Annotated in this window: 18 protein-coding genes; 5 read left to right on the top strand and 13 right to left on the bottom strand. The window is 68.3% G+C overall.

Going from position 1 to position 14,819, the window contains the following annotated elements:
- Window positions 1-129: 129 nt before the first annotated feature.
- Complete coding sequence (locus tag VKA86_02755; protein ID HKK70108.1) at window positions 130-1,602, bottom strand: glycosyltransferase; 1,473 nt, start codon at window positions 1,600-1,602, stop codon at window positions 130-132.
- Between the two features lie 20 nt (window positions 1,603-1,622).
- The gene (locus tag VKA86_02750; protein HKK70107.1) at window positions 1,623-2,522 is read right to left on the bottom strand and encodes a GNAT family N-acetyltransferase; all 900 of its coding nucleotides are present in this window, start codon (window positions 2,520-2,522) and stop codon (window positions 1,623-1,625) included.
- A 184-nt stretch (window positions 2,523-2,706) separates the two neighbouring features.
- Here VKA86_02750 and VKA86_02745 point away from each other — a divergent pair, with 184 nt between their 5' ends.
- From VKA86_02745 to VKA86_02725, 5 genes are all read left to right on the top strand, one after another.
- On the top strand, window positions 2,707-3,540 hold the full coding sequence (locus VKA86_02745) for a flagellin (GenBank protein HKK70106.1): 834 nt from the start codon (window positions 2,707-2,709) through the stop codon (window positions 3,538-3,540).
- An 89-nt stretch (window positions 3,541-3,629) separates the two neighbouring features.
- Window positions 3,630-4,082 carry a flagellar protein FlaG gene (locus tag VKA86_02740; protein HKK70105.1) on the top strand — a complete coding sequence of 151 codons (453 nt, stop codon included), beginning with the start codon at window positions 3,630-3,632 and terminating at the stop codon, window positions 4,080-4,082.
- Window positions 4,083-4,126: 44 nt separating this feature from the next.
- The gene (fliD, locus tag VKA86_02735; GenBank protein ID HKK70104.1) at window positions 4,127-5,452 is read left to right on the top strand and encodes a flagellar filament capping protein FliD; all 1,326 of its coding nucleotides are present in this window, start codon (window positions 4,127-4,129) and stop codon (window positions 5,450-5,452) included.
- Between the two features lie 37 nt (window positions 5,453-5,489).
- Entirely contained in the window at window positions 5,490-5,978 is a 489-nt protein-coding gene (gene fliS, locus VKA86_02730) for a flagellar export chaperone FliS (GenBank protein HKK70103.1), read from the top strand.
- Complete coding sequence (locus VKA86_02725; GenBank protein HKK70102.1) at window positions 5,975-6,331, top strand: hypothetical protein; 357 nt, start codon at window positions 5,975-5,977, stop codon at window positions 6,329-6,331. Before fliS ends, VKA86_02725 begins: the two co-directional genes overlap by 4 nt.
- Before the next feature lie 6 nt (window positions 6,332-6,337).
- On the opposite strand, the gene csrA is transcribed toward VKA86_02725, so the two are convergent.
- The 11 genes from csrA to VKA86_02670 all read right to left on the bottom strand — a co-directional run.
- Window positions 6,338-6,583 carry a carbon storage regulator CsrA gene (csrA, locus tag VKA86_02720; protein HKK70101.1) on the bottom strand — a complete coding sequence of 82 codons (246 nt, stop codon included), beginning with the start codon at window positions 6,581-6,583 and terminating at the stop codon, window positions 6,338-6,340.
- Window positions 6,584-6,622: 39 nt separating this feature from the next.
- Window positions 6,623-7,111 carry a flagellar assembly protein FliW gene (fliW, locus tag VKA86_02715; GenBank protein ID HKK70100.1) on the bottom strand — a complete coding sequence of 163 codons (489 nt, stop codon included), beginning with the start codon at window positions 7,109-7,111 and terminating at the stop codon, window positions 6,623-6,625.
- An 11-nt stretch (window positions 7,112-7,122) separates the two neighbouring features.
- Complete coding sequence (locus VKA86_02710; GenBank protein HKK70099.1) at window positions 7,123-8,658, bottom strand: hypothetical protein; 1,536 nt, start codon at window positions 8,656-8,658, stop codon at window positions 7,123-7,125.
- Window positions 8,659-8,675: 17 nt separating this feature from the next.
- Entirely contained in the window at window positions 8,676-10,055 is a 1,380-nt protein-coding gene (gene flgK, locus VKA86_02705) for a flagellar hook-associated protein FlgK (GenBank protein HKK70098.1), read from the bottom strand.
- Window positions 10,055-10,558 carry a flagellar export chaperone FlgN gene (gene flgN, locus VKA86_02700; GenBank protein HKK70097.1) on the bottom strand — a complete coding sequence of 168 codons (504 nt, stop codon included), beginning with the start codon at window positions 10,556-10,558 and terminating at the stop codon, window positions 10,055-10,057. The genes flgK and flgN overlap by 1 nt, the downstream gene beginning before the upstream one ends.
- Window positions 10,555-10,968 (bottom strand): rod-binding protein, encoded by a 414-nt coding sequence (locus VKA86_02695; protein ID HKK70096.1) that lies wholly within the window; start codon window positions 10,966-10,968, stop codon window positions 10,555-10,557. The genes flgN and VKA86_02695 overlap by 4 nt, the downstream gene beginning before the upstream one ends.
- The gene (locus VKA86_02690; GenBank protein ID HKK70095.1) at window positions 10,968-12,086 is read right to left on the bottom strand and encodes a flagellar basal body P-ring protein FlgI; all 1,119 of its coding nucleotides are present in this window, start codon (window positions 12,084-12,086) and stop codon (window positions 10,968-10,970) included. Before VKA86_02690 ends, VKA86_02695 begins: the two co-directional genes overlap by 1 nt.
- 13 nt (window positions 12,087-12,099) lie before the next feature.
- Window positions 12,100-12,687 (bottom strand): flagellar basal body L-ring protein FlgH, encoded by a 588-nt coding sequence (locus tag VKA86_02685; GenBank protein HKK70094.1) that lies wholly within the window; start codon window positions 12,685-12,687, stop codon window positions 12,100-12,102.
- On the bottom strand, window positions 12,684-13,685 hold the full coding sequence (locus VKA86_02680) for a flagella basal body P-ring formation protein FlgA (GenBank protein ID HKK70093.1): 1,002 nt from the start codon (window positions 13,683-13,685) through the stop codon (window positions 12,684-12,686). The genes VKA86_02685 and VKA86_02680 overlap by 4 nt, the downstream gene beginning before the upstream one ends.
- A 3-nt stretch (window positions 13,686-13,688) precedes the next feature.
- A complete protein-coding gene (gene flgG, locus VKA86_02675; protein HKK70092.1) occupies window positions 13,689-14,480 on the bottom strand; it encodes a flagellar basal-body rod protein FlgG in 792 nt (263 codons plus the stop codon).
- Between the two features lie 31 nt (window positions 14,481-14,511).
- A partial coding sequence (locus tag VKA86_02670; GenBank protein ID HKK70091.1) for a flagellar basal body rod C-terminal domain-containing protein occupies window positions 14,512-14,819 on the bottom strand: 308 nt, incomplete at its 5' end.

The raw sequence follows: 14,819 nt of genomic DNA, 5'->3' as shown, positions 1-14,819 counted from the left end.
GGAACGACGGGCCCGATCCGGAGGATCCGATCCCCGCGCGCGCCGCACGGTCTCCCAACGTGTGGGTCCGCGGCAACCGCGTCACTGTCACCGGAACATATCGACGGGGCCGCGGGAGAACTTGAATCCTCAGTGCGCGGTCGAGAGGGCCGCGTCCGCCGCGCTCCAGCGGGTCGCCCCCGCCATCGCCGCGGCACGCGAAGCCACCGACCGTGCCGCGGCGCCGCGGGGAAGGCTGCGGACCACGGCCTCGAGCCCACAACGAGCTGCCGTGACCAGGCCGGGATCGAGAGCATGGGCCGCGGCCAGACGTCCCCGCGCCGCATAGGCGCTCTGCAGCTCGACACGCACGACGTCGGTTCCGGCGCTCCGCAGCGTCCCGGGACCTCCGCCGAGGATCCAATCGGCCCGCAGGCGACGCTGCGCACCCCGCGGTCCGCGCGCGAACGCCGAGGTGGCGGGGTCACGCAGACACTCGATCAACGGGCCGACATCCCCCTGCGCGGCCCGGGCGATGCCGAAGCCGACCTCGCCGATGCCGGCCCCCGCGGCCACGGTCCGCAATCGGTCGTAGAGACCCGCCGCCCGGTCGTACTGACCCAGCGTCAGCTCGCACTCGGCCGCCAGCACGACGAGATTCGCGGCGTCGGGAAAGGCCTCCACCGCACTCTCCAGGACCTCGGCCGCGCGGGCGAAACGCTGGGCGCGGACCAGCAGCACTCCGAGACGTTCCCACGCGTCGGGGAAGCCGGCCACGCCGGGGAGTTCCGTGCGAAGGAAGCTCTCGGCCGCGCCCAGGCCGTCGAGGGTCTCGATCTGTGACGCCAGGCAGGCGACGGCTCGCGCGCGCTCCGGACCCGGTCCGAGTTCGTCGAGGGACCGGGTGAGAAGCTCCCGCGCCTCGGCGGTCTCGCCCAGCTCGCTGCACTGGATCCCGAGTTCGAGCAGGGCCTGCCCGCCCGGATGCGTCTGCAACTTCAGACGTCCGAGGTGGTGGTACAGCTGCTTCTTCCGCGCCATCACCGCCTCGGACCGCAGCTTGCCCACGTGATGGATCGGAACCTCGGCGTCCGACCGTTCCACGCCGGCCCGTTCGAGGGCTCCGGACATCGTCTCGTGCACAGGACCCTCGTAGCGGATCCCGGGACGGTTCGGCACCAGGCGCACCTGCCTGGCCTCGACCCACCCCACGGCCTCGAGCCCCCACACCGGCGGCATGGGACCGGCCACGAAGCGCGCCCATCCGGAGTTCGACACGTAGTTGCGCTGCGGAAAGCGGTAGGCTCGCACGGGCTCTTCGGCGATCAGCGTGGCCAGGCGCGGGGTGTCGGCGGGATCGATCCACTCGTCGGCATCGACGATCAGGATCCAGGGAGCGCTCGCCAGATCCATCGACACGTTGCGCGCGGCGGAGAAGTCGTTCTTCCACTCGATCTGCTCGACCAGGGCGCCGTGGCGGCGCGCGACGTCGAGCGAGTCGTCCCGGCTCCCGGTGTCGACCACGACGACCTGTTCGGCCCAGGATCGCACCGACTCCAGCGCCACGCCGAGCACCTCGGCCTCGTCACGGACGATCATGCACACCGAGATCGGCAACCGCACGGTCGGTCCCTCCGGTCGGATCAGGCGGAGTCGAAGCCCCAGACGGCGAAGTCCGTGGACGCGGGGCGTGGTGCGCCGTCGAAGGCGCGGATCATGGCGGCCGACTGCACGGTTCCCGGCATGGCCGCGGCCGGTCCTCGACGATAGGCGTCGCTCCCGGCGGGAAGGAGCACCGCTCGCGCTCCGGCGTCGACGGCGACCCCCCACAGGGCGTGGACGGCTCCGGGCTCGCCGCCGTAGTCGTGCACGTATCCGGGGAAGTCGTCGCCCTTTCCCAGACAGACGTAGGCGACGATCTCGTCACCACGAACCAGGACCCAGCTCCGCGAGGTCGTGGGATCGAGGTATGCGGCCATGTCCGCCGTGGTCCGGTCCGCTCGCATCCGATGGGCGCGGTAGAGCTCGAGCGCGGCGGAGGCATCGTCGCGGGTCGCCGCACGGACGACGTCTCCGTCGGCCGGTCGGGGCCAGTCGACGGCGTCGAGCCGCCCGTGGACCTCGACCCCGGTGGGCCGGAATCCACGTCGCGCATAGATCTCGGGGCGATCGGTCCACAGGGCGGCCCAGTCCACGCCTTCTCGTTCGAGGTGCTCGAGCACCACGCCCTGGAGTCTGCCGCTCAGGCCCTGGCCCCGATACGACGGCGCCGTCGCGAAACAACCCACACAGGCGACCACGATCCGACCAGACGTGGTCGTCCACGGCCGCACCAGAGCGGTGGCCGCGCACACGCGACGACCGTCGATCGACCCCTCGAAATGGTGCCGCGCGTTGTCCGCCGCGAGCGCGGTCGGGAACTCCCGGCGCAGGCTACGCCCCCCCGGGCGCCCGAAACAGGCGTCGACGAAGGCGACGAAGTCCCCGTTTTCCTCGGGTCGCGCGGTGGTCCAGGCGACCTCGTGTGCACTCGCGACGGTCATGACGACCCCATCGCTCTCAAGTCCCGTACCAGACCGGCAATTTTCTGCTCAAGCCGCAGCCCGTGAGACCGATACCGCCAACGAGTCGCGAGTCCACGGTGGACGGGGAACGGATCCCCTGGACCGGGACGAGCGTCTCGTCACGAACCGCAACAACGACCGTCCCGACTTCAAGGAGGAAGCCATGGGACTCCGCGTGAACACCAACCTCGCTTCGATCAACGCCCAGCGTAACCTGATGAACACCGGCGTGAAGCTGGGGAAGTCGCTCGAGAAGCTGTCGTCCGGCCTGCGCATCAACCGCGCGGGTGACGACGCCGCCGGTCTGGCGATCTCCGAGAGCCTGAAGTCCGAGATCCGCGCCCTGCAGCAGGCGGGCCGGAACGCGAACGACGGCATCTCGATGGTGCAGACCGCCGAGGGCTCGCTCGACGAGATCTCCGGCATCGCGATCCGCCTGCGGGAGCTGGCCGAGCAGGCCGCCAACGGCACGCTCGGACAGAACGAGCGCCAGTTCCTGGACGACGAGTTCCAGGCCCTGACGTCCGAGATCGATCGTATCGCCGCGACCACCGAGTTCAACGGCACCAAGCTGATCGACGGATCCGGCGGCGCCGTCGCGATCCAGGTCGGGACCGGCAGCACGGCCGACGACCGGATCGATCTGGACTTCGCCACCACCGTCGACGCGACCGCGCTGAGCCTCGACTCGGCCACGCTGACCGGCGCCGACGGGGCGAACGCCCGGGACGCGATCGATTCGCTCGACAGTGCCCTGACCACGATCACCCAGACCCGCGCGAGCTTCGGTGCGGTCCAGAACCGCCTCGAGTCGACGGTTCGCAACCTCGGCGTCGTGGTGGAGAACCTCTCCGCCGCGAACTCGCGGATCCGCGACGTGGACGTGGCCGAGGAGTCGGCGAACCTGACCTCGCTGCAGATCCTGCAGCAGGCCGGCGTTTCCGTCCTCGCCCAGGCGAACCTCGCTCCCCAGTCCGCGCTCAGCCTGCTCGGCTAGACCCGAGAGGACGGTCGTAGACCCGCGGTTCGACCGGGTCTCCCCCGCTGGGGAGACCCGGGCCGCCGCGGAGTTCGTGGGAGGCACACATGGATACGCTACGTGTCGATACAGCGGTCGCCGGTCCCGCCGTCGAGATTTCCGCGGCGCGCCCTGCACCGGCCGCACGTCCGGTCCCCTCGCGCGCTCCCGCGGACCCCGGATCCGATGGTCCGGAACCTGCAACCCGGCGTCCGAAGACCGAAGACGAGTCTTCTGCCCCGGCGAACGGCCGCGAGGCCACCGCGTCGCCCGGAGGTGCCGACGAGGCCGCCATGCGCACGGCCCTGCGCGCCACCGCCGACGAGTTGAAGAGCGAACTGAAGGCGCTCGGCCGCCACTCCCTCGACATCTCGTTCGAGGAGGAGAATCGCCGGTACGTCGTTCGGATTCGCGACACCGAGAGCGGTGAGCTGATCCGCCAGATCCCGCCGGAGGACCTGCTCGAGGCCAGCCGCCGTCTCAACGAGCTGCGAGGCCTGCTCTTCGACGACCGCAGCTGAGCGCGCGGTCGACCCACCACCGCGAGGTGGAAAGGAGATCCTGGATGTCCGCGATCTCGTTCAGTGGCGTTGCGTCCGGCCTGGACACGGCGAAGATCGTCCAGGAACTGGTCGCGCTCCGCCGCCGCCCGATCCAACGCTACGAACAGGAGAAGTCGGGGCTCGACCGCAGTCTTCGTGCTCTCGACGACTTGAACACCGCACTCGAGAAGCTGCGGGGTCTGGCGGAGGGACTCGACAGCGAAGGTGAGTTCAGCAGCCGTGCCGCGCGCGTGGGCAACGAGGACCTCATGGCCGCCACGGCGGACTCCGCCTCGCCGGTGGGCACCTTCCGGGTGACCGTCGACCAGCTCGCGCAGACCCACCGCACGATCAGTCAGGCCTACACGAGCGTCAACGACGACGTCGGAGCGGGCGACTTCTCCTTCACGCTCGGTGGCGAGACCACGACGGTCACCCTCGAGGCCGGTGCTTCGTCCTTGTCCGACCTGAAGCTCGCGATCAACGAAGCCGACGCAGGAGTGACCGCTTCGGTCGTGAACGACGGCAGCGGATACCGCCTCATGGTCAGCGCCGACGAGTCCGGTGTCGCGAACCAGTTCACCGTCGACACCAGCGGCCTGGGGGGAGGAACCGCACCGGCGTTCACCGTGTCCACGACCGGGGCCGATGCCCTCCTGACCATCGACGACTCGATCACGGTGACCAGCCCCGACAACTCCGTCGAGGGAGCGCTCGAGGGCACCGTGCTCGACCTGAAGTCTGTGGGAACCACCGAGATCACCATCGAAGGCGACACCACAGCACTGGCGGAGAAGCTCCAGGAGTTCGTGAATACCTACAACGAGCTGAAGGATCTGGCCGAGGCCCAGTCCGCCCAGGGGGGCGCACTGCAGGGGAGTTCGCTCGTGCGCAGCGTGCGCAGCACCCTGAGCCGCATCATGACGACCTCGGTCTCGACGGGCCCGAACGACGGCGAACGGATCGTCGCCGCCAACATCGGGCTGTCCCTCGACCGCAACGGCACGATGTCGCTGGACGAGGCCAAGCTGTCCTCGGCCGTGGAAGCCGACTACGGAGCCGTGCTCGACCTGTTCACGCAGTCTCCGACGGAAACCAGCGGCGGAGGCATCGCCTTCCAGCTGGGCGACACCATCGAATCCTTCACGCGGGGAACCGGCGACAGCCGTGGGCTGATCGCCCTGCGGACCGACAGCATCAACTCCGAGATCTCGAGGATCGAGGATCGCATCGAACGCGAGGAACGATCCGTCGATCTCTACGAATCGACGCTCACGCGGAAGTTCACCGCGATGGAGATGACCATCTCCCGGCTGCAACAACAGCAGGGCTTCTTCGGCGGACTGTGATCCGCCCACACGCGCAATCGAACGGAGTCGATGACCCATGGACAATCAGCGCGCAGTCCATCAGTACACCGCCACCGCCGTCGAGACGGGATCCCCCGCCCGACTCGTCGCCATGCTCTACCAGGGAGCTCTGAAGTACATCGGCGAGGCGCAGGAGGCGATCGCCAACGGCGACACCGCGCGCAAGGGCGACCGGATCAACCGCGCCATGCGGATCGTCCAGGAGCTGGGCAACGCGCTCGACGAGAGTGTCGCCCCGGAACTGGTCGGTCGGCTCGCCCTGCTGTACGAGTACGTGGAACACGAGCTGCTGCAGGCCAGCACCTACAACCGGAGCTCGCACCTCGAGAACTGCCTTCGTGTCCTGGGCCGCCTGGCCCGCTCCTGGGAAGAACTCGCCGAGCAGAACGTTCAGCCGGGCGGTGAGCAGGCTGCGTCGCCGTCGCACACCGAGTCGTCTGCCCCGTCATCCGACAGCGCGGACCCGACCGGCGACCGGGTGCCGAGCCTGTCGATCTCGGCATGAACGACGCCCCCTCCGATTCCGTCGGCCGGGTCATCGACCGGGTTCGATCCCACGATGCGGCCCTGCGCGAGCACGTCCGCCAGGGGCGGCTCCACCAGATCGAGACCGAGCTCGACGCTCGCTCCGAGGCACTGGGGGAACTCGTCGAACTGCTCGGACCGCAGAGTGGTCCCCGCTCGCCACACGTGCAGGGCGCCCTCGACCGCTTGCGCGACGAGGGCCACGCGCTGATCGAGTGGATGCGGAACGAGAAGCAGGACGTCGGGCGCGCTCTGGGATCGATGCGGGCCCGCCGCGTCGACCCCTACGGTGAAGGGGAACAGGGACCCGTGGTGCTCGACCGCCACCGCTGAGGGCGGTCAGTCGTCGTCCTCGCTCTTCTTCCGGCGCAGTCGGCGTAGCTCCTCGAGCGAATCCAGGTCACTTCGCGCCGCCTCGTCGGTGGTGCGCTTGATCTGTTCGAAGACCTCGTAGCGGTGCACCGGAATCTCGCGGGGAGCATCGATCCCCAGCTGCACCTGGTCACCACGGACCTCGAGAACGGTCACGGTGATCCCGTCCCCGATCACGATCTTCTCGTTGCGTTTGCGACTGAGGACGAGCACCACGACCTCCCTGTCGATGGCGCGCGGTGGATCGGCCGGTCAGCCCGACACGGGTTCCGCCGTCACGGCTTGGGCCCCGGGAGTCCGCGAGGCCCGGGCAAAGGCGATCGGATCCACCAGAGCCCGCACGTCGAGGTCCGGTCGATCGAGAACGATCTGTCGACCGCGCCGGTTGGCCAGATTCACCACCAGCGGGGCGCGCAGGTTTCCGGTCACCATGATGCCACCGTGGTGGATCGTCGTCACCACCAGCATGACGGCGTCGTCCAGTGACCCGAGATCGAGATCGGCCACGTCGGACCGAGGTACCTCGACCTGGTAATCCTGCACGAAGATCCCCGGATCGGCTACCGGGAGTCCGAATTCCGGGTCGTCGACGTGCTGCATCCACGCCAGCGGTACGTCTCGGTCGAACTCGAGGATCACGAAACGGCTGCGGGCCGGCAATCCCACCAGGCCCGAGGGGAACTGGATCAGGCTCCGGTCGTCGACCTCGAAGGTCCCGATGCGTTGGCTCTCGATGCGCATCCGCTTCCCCCCTACAGGTAGTCCAGCAAGGACATCTGGAAGATTCCCGCCGCCGAGGCCAGGGATGCCTGGTAGGTCGTCTCGGCGAAGGTCAGCCGCGTGGCCACGTTCACCAGATCGACTTCCTCGATCCGCGACCGCTCCACCATGAGTGTCTGCTCGCGCTCCATGAGCACGGCTTCCTGGTTGTCCAGGGTGTTCTGACGCCCGCCGATCTGGACGTTCAGTCCCACCAGGTGGTCGTGGACGTCCTTGATCTCGACGAGGGTCTGCCGCAACGCCTCGGTGTCGTCGGCCTCCAGGGCGTCGATCACGTCCTGGAACACCTGGAACGACCGCGTCGGACTCGCCTCTCCGGAGAGCCCCAGGAGCGCGGCCGTGTCGTCGCCCGGAGGGCTCTCCGAGCGGAACGACGCGTCGCGATCGAGCGAGAGGGAGATGGACCCGTCATTGATCAGCAGGTCCATGTCCGGAATCAGGGACTGGATCTCCGCACGGACCTCGCCGAGGTTGTTCGCCGTCGACAGATCGACGTCCGTGACCACGTCGTCGATCACGATCCGCAGGGTCCCCAGCGGCAGTTCACCGTCGAGGGTCCGCATCTCGGCGAAATCGACCGAGGCATCCAGGCGCGGCTGGATCGCGTCGCCCACCAGCAGCGTCCCGGTGGTCGTCCCGCGCAGGCCCAGGTCTCCGGCCGTGCTGCCGCCGAGCGTCTCGCCCACCGACACCGGCTGGGGTCCGACGATCTGCAGACCGGTCTCGTCGGCATTGATCGACGCCGTGAAACTCCCACCGGACGCCGCATTGATCCGGTCGATCACGTCCTGCACCGTCGCCGACCCCGTCAGATCGACCGTGACGGGCGGGTCGACCCCGGCCCGGATCTCGATCGACCCCATCGCCACGCCCGCGCCCGCGTTGAGGTCCGCCAGCTGCGTGCCCGCCCGGATCCGCGGACGGAGTTCCGTGGTCCCGGCCATCACCGCGGCGTCGGTGCCCATGAACTCGTCGCCGGACACACTCGTGGCGAGTTCGAGCGTCGGCCCGACCTGGACCGAGGGGTCGCGATCGTCACCGTTGTAGGCGACCTCGTCGCCCACCAACGAGAAGGGAGCGCGATTGTTCCGGAATCCGCCGAACAGGTAGGATCCTTCGATCTGCTGGTTCGCGAAGGCCATGAAGGACTCGCGCATGCCGCGCACCTGGTTCGCGACGTTGGCCCGCGTGTCGGCGTTCGTGATGCCCTCGCTCACCTGACTCTGCACGAGCTCCCGCAGGCCCGCGACCTCGCCGGCCATGCGCTGCAGGGAGGTGTCGACGGCTTCGAGCTTCGAGCGCGCGTTGGTGAGGTTCCTCAGGTACTGGTCGTTGTACGACTGCAACGCGTCGAAGCGCTTCAGTCGACCGATGTCGCGCGGCGAGTCGGCGAAGCTGTTGATGCTCTTCCCGCTCGAGACCTGCAGCCGGTACATGTTCATGCGGTCGTAGTTGCGGCTGATCTCGAAGATCAGATTGCGTGCGACCGACTGGTTGGTGACGCGCATCGATTCGATCTCCCGGGCTAGATGATGCCGACGAGGGTGGCCAGCATCTCGTCGACGGCGCGCACCACGCGCGCATTCGCCTCGTAGGAGCGCTGATAGATCACGAGGTTCGCCAGTTCTTCGTCGATGTTCACGCCCTTCTCGGCCTCGAGACGGGTCCGGGCGGACTCGACGATGCCCTGTTGGCCGGAGAGCAACGAGTCGTACAGCCCGCGGTCGTTCGCCACCCCACCGATGAACGTGAAGTACATGTCGTCGAGCGAGCGGTCGTGGCCGTCGACCACCGTGGCTCCGAGGTTGGCGATGTCCTTGGCCAACGTGTTGTCGCCCGGGGTTCCATCGCGACCCGCGGCCACCAGGCGATTGTTGTTCGCGACCGCCTCGTTGATCGACATGGTGGCCGCCGAGTTCCCGTTGAACAGCGATACGCCCACACCCTCGGCCGTCACCCCGCTCTCGTGCAGATCGTTGACACGGCGGATGATCTCCGAGGCCAGCTCGTCGAGCTGGGCCCGGATCCCCGGAACCATGTCGTTGGACATGCGTTGGTAACCGGCCAGGGCACCCGCCTGGAAGGGCACGACCACGGGGTTCTTGCCGCCGAACACCGCCTCCTGGACCCGGCCGCCGTCGGCCGTGGTGCTCTCCTGGACCCGCAGCTCGTTCACGTGGGAGCGCGTGACCACGGCGCGCCCCTCGATCATGACGTCCACGCTGCCGTCGCCGCGCTCGTTCGTGGTGAACCGCGTGGTCTCGGCCAGTGCGTCGAGGACCTGCTGCCGCTGGTCCATGAGGTCGTTGGGGCGGTGACCGCCCGCCGACTCCGCGACGATCCGGCCGTTGAGATCGGCCACGCGGTTCAGCATGGCGTTCACGTCGGTCACGTAGGCTTCGAAGGTGTCGCGCGTGTCCCGTTCGATCTGGGCCAACGACGAATCGATCTGGTTGAACTGGCGCGCGAGGTTCGCCGTCGCCCCCACCACCGCCTCGCGGGCACCGTCGGAGTTGGTGTCGAGCGACAGGCCCTGCCAGGCTTCGAAGAATTCCCCCATCGCGGTACGGATCCGGTCGTTGTCCAGTCCGCCCAGGACCTCCTCGACCGACCGCAGCGTCCCGTCCATGGCCGTGTAGTCACCCAGAAGGGCGCTCTGGTCCACCAGCTGCTGCTGCAGGAAGTCGTTCTGGGCGCGCTCGACGCCCAGGGACGTCGCCCCGCGGCCGATCGAGCCGTAGGTCACCTGCAGGGGGTCCTGCGAACCGATCCGCAGGAACTGACGCGAGTATCCCGGTGTGTTGGCGTTGGCGATGTTGTGATTGATGACCTGCGTGGCCATCTGGCTCACGAACATGCCGCTGACGGCCACGTCCAACGCGCTGATGAGTCCGATGCCGGACATCAGGCCCTCCCGTCGACCGCGCCGCGCAGCGCCGGATCCCCGGCCGCTCCCCCGGCGTCGTAGGTCGAACCCGGATCCTCGGAGGCGCCCAGGAGCAGGCGCATTTCCTCACCGACGGAATCCAGGGAGAAACGGGACAGCTGATAGTTCTGGAGGTTCTTGTGACCCAGGAGTTCCATCACCCGGGCGAGGGCAACCTCCAGCGCCTGGACCCGCTCTCGCCAGGGGGTATCGGCGCGTTCCGTGGCGATCTTGAGTCCTTTCCGGCCCCGCTCCGTGATCCCCAGGTTCCGGAGAGTCCCGGTCCGGCGCGCATTTGCGGCGCGCAGGTCCGCCAGTGTCGTGTCGATGGCCCGGACATTGGCGTGGATCCGCCGTTCGTCGCGGCGCATCAAGTAGTGGCATTGTCGATGCGAGAGCCTCACGAGACGGCTCAGGCCCTCCAGCTCGAGTTCGAGCTGGCGCACCAGGTCGGACCAGGACGTGTCGGTCGTCGCGTTCATCGTTCGCCTCCCAGGGCGTCGGGACGGACCGCGGAAGCGGCCTCGCCGTAGGCTTCGTAGCCACGCTTCGCGGCCTGGAGGCGCGATGCGGCGTTTCGCAGCGATTCGAGGCCCGCACCGGGGTCCTGCTCACCGCCGAGCTGTTCCACGATCATGCGCGCGAAGCCCAGCCCGCCCTGACGGGACATGGCCTTCGCGTACTCCTGGTCGAGCATCTGCTCGTAGGTCTCCACGTGCTTCGTGTCGCCGAACAGGTCGCTGCGCGTCACGCTGTCGCGCATGGCCTTGATCATGGTGTTCAGCAGAAGCGATTCGAATTCCCGTGCGGCCTCCATCAGCTCCGGTGAGACTTCGGTCTTCGACGACGCCGGCACTGTGGGCTTGACTCCGATCGCGTGCAGATCGCTCATCACATCACCTCGAGCTCCGCCTGCAACGACCCGGCCGCCCGCAGGGCCTGGAGCATGGCGATGATGTCGCGCGGCGACGCCCCCATGCCGTTGAGCACATCCACGATGTCCTGCACCGTGACGGTGTCCGGCAGCCGCAGGACATGGGCCTCGGCATCGTTGACGAAGGTCTGGACGTCGGGCACGACCACCGTCTCTCCCGACTCGTTGAAGCTGTTCGGCTGACTCACGCGGTACCGCGTGCGGATCTCGATGTTCAGGCTTCCGTGGGCCACCGCCGCCTCGCGCAGTCTCACTCCGCCGCCCACGACGATCGTGCCCGTGCGTTCATTGACCACCACGCGTGCCTTGGCATCGGTCACCGCGCGGATCTCGCCCAGCTCGGCCATGAATCCCACGGGATCGTCGACCCAGCCGTCGGGCAGGTACACGCGGACGAAACCCGCGTCCTCGGCCCGGGCCGTCGACGGGAAGCGCTCGTTGATCGACCTGGCCACGTTGCTCGCCGTGGACCGGTCGGGATGGTTCAGCAGGAGACCGATGTGGTCCGATCGCGGCCCCCCGGGGAGCGACCGGTGCACCTGTCCCCCGCTGCTGACCATGCCCACGGTGGCGTGGTTCTTCTGCACGCGGTTGTTCGCGCCGCTCTCGACGTTGAATCCACCGATCGACACCTGTCCGCTGGCGATGGCGTAGGTCTCGCCGTCGGTCACTCCGTTCAGGGCCGCCGCGAGGAGCGTCCCGCCCTCCAGGCTCTTGGCGTCGCCGATGGAGCTGACGGTGACGTCGAAGCGATCGCCCGGACGGGCTCGCGACCGCACGCTGGCCGTGATCTGCACCATGGCCACGTTCCTCGTGCGCAGGCCGTTCGGGTCGACGGTCACACCCAGGCGTTCGAGGTTGCGGACCAGAGCCTCGATCGAGGCCTCGAATCCGTTGCCGTCGCCCGTGCCGGCCAGACCGATCACCAGCCCGGTGCCGATCAGCGGCATCATGACCTCGTCGTCGAAGCGCACGATGTCCTTGATGCGTTCCGGACTCCTCGCCGTCGAAGGCGAGGCCGGGATCGACACACCGAGAACCACGAGAGCGACGAAGACCTTGCGAAGCAGAGTCATGGATCGACCCCTCTCAGAACAGGAAGTTCGCGATGCGCGTGAGCAGTCCCGGCGAATGCGCGTCGGCCACCGGACCGTCTCCCGAGTAACTGATCACGGCGTCGGCGATCAGCGTCGACTCGACCGTGTTGTCGGCACGCACGTCCTGCGGACGAACGATCCCCGTGAGCTCGATGATCTGCATCTCGCCGTTGATCTCGACGGTGCGTTCGCCCGCCAGGCGCAGGTTGCCGTTGCGGAGCTGCTCGACCACCCGGGTGCTCATCTGCGTGTTCAACGAACCCGTCCGCGAGCTCTTGCCGTCGCCGGCGAACTTGTTCTCGGTCTCGAGGCCCCAGTCGGTGATCTGGTTCAGGATCCCGAGTCCTGGACCGCCGCTGATCTCGGACTTCGTGTTGGCATCGGTCTTGGCGGTGGTGCTGGCCTGGGCGTTCTCGACGACCAGGACGGTGACGATGTCGCCCACCCGAAAGGCCTTCTGGTTCGACACACCGCCGGTGGAGCGGTCCAGGTCGAGATAGGGATCGCCGGCTCCGGCGAGGGCCGGGACACAGGCGAGCGCGAGAAGAAGGGTCCAGACACCTACGACGAGACGCTTCATGATCGTCCTTCCTCGGTCGTGCCGACGCGTTCACCGGTCGCCGCGTCGACCGGTGGATCGGGAAGATGGTCGGCCACGCGCCCGGGTCCCACGACCACGACCCGGCGCAGGCGATTGTCGAAGGGGCTCTCCACGGTGATCCACTCGCCCACGGCTCCGTCGTTGCGCGCGCGGGCGCGGACCTGCACCCGTAGACCCGAGCGCTCGACGACCCAGTGGACGTTCTCGCCGCGGTGCACCACCGGCGTGGCCCGGACGTCGCCGCGACGCAGGACCTGTCCTCCGGCGATCGAGCGGATCACCGCCCAACGGCCGTCGGCCTCGTCCGGACGGATGCGTCGATCGAAGACGCGGTCGTCGTCGGTCCAGATCGTGTCCGCGACTGCGTTGCCGACTCCCAAGGGGCTGTCGGCGGCCAGGGCGCGACCACTGCGCAGCACCACGACACGCACCGAACGATCGACCGTGACGTAGGCACGGCGCCCGTGGGTGCTCCCGTCGTCGACACGCACCGCGACCGCCCCACGGCCGACGCGGGGTCCGGTGTCCTCCAGCTGCACCGATGCATCGGCCCGCGGGACACGCAGCGAGGGAACGCGGAGGATCTCGTACTCGTGGTCGAGCGCGCCCACGGGCGGCGATTGCGATTCCAGCAGTGTGCGCACCCGCGCGCTGAAGCGGTCGGGCGCCAGGGTCGCTCCCGGCCGGACGATGCGTACCGTGTCGCTGCCCACGAGTCGCGGTATCGGCTGCGCGCCGCGGCGCACGAGTTCCCGCAGGAGCTCCTGCCGGGTCCAGGTGCGATCGTGACCCGGTGCGGGTGACGCGCACACCACGCGTCGGCCCAGATCGGAGTCCATGGGACCCGACACGAGGTCGGCCCAACGTACCTGCGCACCGTGGACCACCGCTTCGTCCACGAGGCGGACCGTCGGCGTCGCCGCCGGAACATCGGCGGCCACCACGACGAGCAACCAACAGAGCAGCGACGCCCGCACGTGCTACCTCCGCAGCTGGTTCACCGTCGACAGGATGTCGTCGGCGGTCTGGATGGTGCGCGAGTTCAGCTCGTACGCCCGCTGCGCGGTGATCATGTCGACGAGCTCGGTGGCAACGTCGACGTTGCTCATCTCCAGCGCACCCTGTTGCAGGCTTCCGTAGCCCTCCTCACCGGGATTCCCGGGTAGGGCCACGCCGCTGTTCGGTGTCGCCATCAGGACGTTCTCGCCCTGTTGACTCATACCGGAGGGGTTGTTGAAGCGCGCGATCTGGATCTGGCCGATCTGCTGCGCCGTTCCGCTGTCCCCGGCGAGCACGACCTCCACGCGACCGTCGGTGGACACACCGATCGACACCGCGTCCTCGGGCACGTTGATCGCCGGCTCCATCAGATAACCGCTACTGGTCACGACGTTGCGGTCGCGGTCGAGCTTGAAGCTGCCGTCCCGGGTGTAGCCGATGTCCCCGTCGGGCATCTGCACCTGGAAGAACCCGTCGCCCTGGATGAACAGGTCGAGTTCGTTGCCCGTGACGCTGACGGTGCCCTCGGACTGCATGCGCACGGCCGACACGATCTTCACACCGTGGCCGACCTCGACGCGGGTGGGCGGCGCGGTCCCGTCGGCACGCTCCGCCTGAGCCGGTGACAGGTTCTCGTAGAGAAGGTCCTGGAACTCCATGCGCGACTTCTTGAAGCCCGCGGTGTTCACGTTCGCGAGGTTGTTCGCGATCGTGTCGATCCGCGACTGCTGGGCGTGCATGCCGCTCGCGGCAGTGTTCATCGATCTCAGCACGGTCTCGTCCTCTCACTCCGAATGTCGGGCATCAGCCCATCTTCGGGATATCGTTGGTGGCCTTGCGCAGCGTGTTGTCGGCGGTGGTCAGCACGCGCTGGCCCGCCTCGAAGATCCGCTGCGCGGTGATCATGCTCACCAGTTCGGACACGGCGTTGGTGTTGCTGCCCTCGAGGAACCCGGCCTGCACCCGCGCCGTTCCCTCCGCGACGGGTCGAGGTGGCTCGGCACCCTCGGTCACTGCGAAGGCCGTTGCGCCGTCGGGCGTGAAGGCGAGTGCGTTCTCGGGGCGTACGATGCGCAGTCGTCCGACCTCGTCGCCGTTCGCGCGGACGGTGC

It is taken from the genome of Candidatus Krumholzibacteriia bacterium (assembly GCA_035268685.1).
GTDB lineage: Bacteria > Krumholzibacteriota > Krumholzibacteriia > JAJRXK01 > JAJRXK01 > JAJRXK01.
The sequence above is the reverse complement of the archived record's forward strand: the minus strand, read 5'-3'. Positions and strand labels throughout refer to the sequence as shown.